Source organism: Streptomyces sp. NPDC054961, assembly GCF_053609145.1.
Map to the genome: position 1 here is coordinate 88,488 of NZ_JBSGWY010000034.1, position 1,774 is coordinate 90,261.

Here is a 1,774-nt window from a genome sequence, read left to right on the forward strand (position 1 = left end):
ATCCCCCCCGGCCCCGCCCCCGCCGCGCCTCGCCCCATCTCTTGGCGCGCCCGCCCGGCTCGCCGCGGCCCGCGGCTGGCCGCCCCCCCCCCCCCCCCGCCGGGGCCGCTTTAGGCCTCGGCAAGGTGACCGTTAGCCGCTGCGCCGAGCCTGGGCAGGACATCCTGCCTGCCGCCCGGTCCACCGGCCCGCGGCGGCGGCGAGCCACCACCTGAAGGGGTTCGACAATGACGGTCGTCGAGGGCACCGGCGGAAGCGCCGTGCAGGCACCCGCCACGGCGGAGGAACGGGCCCGCCACTGGAGCCTGTACCAGCCCTGGCTGCAGGACCCGGTCGAGTACTGGGACGAGCTGCGCGAGCTCGGCCCCGTCATCCGCTCGGAGGAGAGCGGCGGGTTCTGGATCCTGACCCGCTACGAGGACATCGAGTGGGCCGCCCGCAACCCGGAGATCTTCTCCAGCGCCGAGCTGGTGATCCCTCACCGCCAGCTCTTCCCCGAGAAGCAGATCCCCATCCAGCTCGACGGCGAAGAGCACCGCCAGTGGCGCCGGACGCTCTCCAACCTGTTCGACCCCCGCGTGGTGAGCCACTTCACCCCGCAGCTGCGCCAGGCGGCCGCCGACGCCATCGAGCCGCTCGTCGCCGAGGGCCACACCGAGTTCATCCAGGACTTCGCCGTCGTCCTGCCGGCCGAGGCGTTCCTGATCAACTTCGGCATCGGCCGCGAGCACCTCCAGCCGCTGCTCGACCACAAGCACTGGCTGCGCCACGTGGGCATCCCCAACGCCCGTACCGACGAGGACCTGCGCAAGGCCAACCAGCCGCTCTGGCAGTTCTTCAGCGACGCCATCGACCGCCGCCGCGCGGAGGGCACCGAGGGCCGCGAGGACGTCATCAGCAAGCTGCTGGAGGCCGAGTACGACGGCCGTCGGCCCACCCAGGACGAGATGGTCAACGCCCTGTTCGTGTCCATGCTGGCCAGCCTGGACACCACCACCTCGGCACTCGGCCTGATCTTCCTCTACCTGGCCGAGCACCCCGAGGTCCAGGAGGTCATCCGCACCAACCCCGAGCGCATCCCCACGGTCGTCGAGGAGCTGCTGCGCCACTCCCCGGTCTCCTCGACCGGCCGGCTGGTCACCCAGGACGTCGAGCGACACGGCGTGACCCTGCGCAAGGGCGACCGCGTGCTGCTTTCCTGGGGTATGTCCGGGCTCGACCCGCAGGTCTTCCAGTGCCCGCACCAGGTCGACTTCGAGCGCGAGTCGACCCGTCAGCTGGCCTTCGGCATCGGGCCGCACCGCTGCCTCGGCATGCACGTCGCACGCCGCATCCTGCAGATCGCTCTGGAGGAGTGGCACACCCGCATCCCGAGCTACCGCCTCACCCCGGGCACCACGCCGGTGCACCACTACTCGCCGGCCCGTGGCGTCCACAACCTCGACCTGACCTTCGGGTGAGCCACCCGGCCACCCCGACATTCCGGAACGGAGCCATCAGATGAGAATCAGCGTCGACCGGGAGCGCTGCCAGGGGCACTCGATGTGCGTCGTTCTGGCGCCCGACGTGTACGTCGTCACCGACGAGGGCTTCAACGAGCAGGGCGAGTTCGACGTCGTCCCCGGACAGGAGGACCAGGCCAGGCGCGGCGCCGGCGCCTGCCCCGAGCGCGCCGTCACCGTGGTCGGCTAGGACACCGGGGATGACGGCGAAACGGCGGTGGGGTGCCCCGGTCGGGGCCGGTATCTTATACACATCTAAGATCCCACAAAAC

Annotated in this window: 2 protein-coding genes; both read left to right on the top strand. The window is 71.0% G+C overall.

Annotated features, from left to right (window positions below; translation table 11 throughout):
• The first annotated feature begins 227 nt into the window (after positions 1 to 227).
• On the top strand, positions 228 to 1,460 hold the full coding sequence (locus tag ACWF9Z_RS26855) for a cytochrome P450 (protein WP_453605969.1): 1,233 nt from the start codon (positions 228 to 230) through the stop codon (positions 1,458 to 1,460).
• 40 nt (positions 1,461 to 1,500) lie between these two features.
• Positions 1,501 to 1,692, top strand: coding sequence for a ferredoxin (locus ACWF9Z_RS26860; RefSeq protein ID WP_453605971.1), 192 nt, complete (start codon positions 1,501 to 1,503; stop codon positions 1,690 to 1,692).
• The last annotated feature ends 82 nt before the right edge of the window (positions 1,693 to 1,774 follow it).